This is a genomic window from Candidatus Darwinibacter acetoxidans, assembly GCF_041936445.1.
Classification (GTDB): domain Bacteria; phylum Bacillota; class Limnochordia; order Darwinibacteriales; family Darwinibacteriaceae; genus DTU010.
On sequence record NZ_JBHGXH010000028.1, the window covers coordinates 1 to 1,733 of the forward strand.

Sequence of the window (1,733 nt, forward strand, 5' to 3'; positions counted from 1 at the left end):
GCGTTCTCAATGCCGATGATCTCGCGGGCGAACCACTCCGGGTGCATCCGGGCGAGGGAGTCGACGAGCGCGAGCGGCATGTCGCCCCACGGGACCGGCTCCTCGCCACGCTCGACGAGGATGCGGTTCGGGGTGGTGAGGCCGTGCCGGAGGTCGCTCTCCTGCTCAAGCCGCTTCTGCCGCTCGATAATCGGGTTGTGCGGGTCCCACCGGAACTCGATCTCGCCATCGACGTCCCAATATGCTTCGAGGAACGGAAGGATCGAGCGGTTGATGGCGTTTCGGAGCAGTTCGAGGAGGGGGACTGTGGTGCGCCGCCAGACCGCTTCTGCCTGCTCCTGCGCGGTGTTCCCCTGAACGGCGACACACCCGTTCCTTCGCGTGACGTAGAATCCGGTGCTGGTGGAGAAACAGTAGACAAATCCTGTATAGGGCTCCAACCGCGGGCGGCAGACCGTCCTCTCGTGGTCTTCCCGGATGAGAATGCGGTAGCATGTCTGCCGCCGCTCGTCACCCTCATAGTGGACCGTCAGTTTCGTCCCATATCCCAGTTTGAACGCGAGCTCCTGGATGTCATCGGCGAGACCCGGACTGGTGGTGGAGTAGTAACCGCAGGCGCGGTTCTCCCGGGCGTCCCAGCTGCCGTCGCCAGCCATGAGGGCCTCGAACAAGGGGCGTAGCTTGTCGGGCGGCAGGTTCAGGTACGGGCGCGGGATCCGCTTCTCGCCGCAGTAGGCCCCGATGCTATCGAACAGGGGTTCTATCAGCTGGTCGCCGTAAACATTCCAGCGCGTGGTGTTGTCACGGACGTCCTGATACTCCCGATACTCCGCCCCGACTGCTTTCAGTACCCGGCGGATCTCTGCCACATCCTCTGAGTTCTTGTTGCTCTGGGCCAGGGTCATCACAGAGTAGCCTAGGAGACGGTCAGACCGCACCTTCCGCTTCTTCCCCATGGCACGGTGAACGCTGCTCAGCCCGCCTTCGCTGATCGCCCATCCTAGGAACCGCAGGTAGTCATCGGAGATCTCCATGTCTTCCCCGACCCACGCATCCGCCCCACTCTTGACGTTCACGCGGGATGCGCCAACCAGATCCTTTGCTGGCGCGACTTTCCAGGCGCGGGGGACGATCTTGGGGCGAGACCCTCTCGGCGCGTTGTTTTGCGTTTTCCCGCCGCGGTAGAGGATCGTGTGCTCCTGTGTGACCAGGATGTCTTGGCCGTTGCTCGCGAACCTCACCAGTTCCTCATCGGCATAATACGCGTGCAGGGGGCCGGGCACCTCCAGGCGGCACTCGCCCGTCTCCGGGTCGTGGATGTAGCTGCCGCCTCGGGCCATCAGACTCTCCTGAGATGTGCGGCGGTGGAAAAGACCTCGAGCCACCAGAGGACGCCGGCCGCGACGAGGCGCAGGGCGCCGCTGTCGATCAGGACCGGCGCCGCAGCACCTGCAGGCTGCCAGCCGACCAGGCCGGCGCGCAGCTCGGCGAGCAGCGCTTCGAGGTCCTGCACCGGCGCCTGGCCACGCGACTGGTCGGTGACGCTGAGCGAGAGCAGCACACCGAACTGACGCTCCAGGCGCTGGTCGACGCCGTTGACCAGCTTGTTCTGGCCGCCCCGGTCGCTCACGAGATGCACGTAGGCTGCCGGCGTGTCGTTGCGGTCGGTGCCCGGCTTCAGCTGCGCCATGGCGGCAATGCCGGTCACCGTCTTGAGCGACGGACATTCGGCC

At 65.1% G+C, this 1,733-nt stretch carries 2 protein-coding genes; both read right to left on the reverse strand.

All coding sequences use genetic code 11. The features are described from left to right. On the reverse strand, nt 1-1,340 hold a 1,340-nt coding region (locus ACE4YL_RS00740), incomplete at its 3' end, for an LAGLIDADG family homing endonuclease (protein WP_461369012.1). Next, the coding region (locus ACE4YL_RS00745) for a phage tail terminator protein (RefSeq protein ID WP_461369013.1) at nt 1,340-1,733 on the reverse strand (394 nt) is incomplete at its 5' end. The genes ACE4YL_RS00740 and ACE4YL_RS00745, both read right to left, overlap by 1 nt.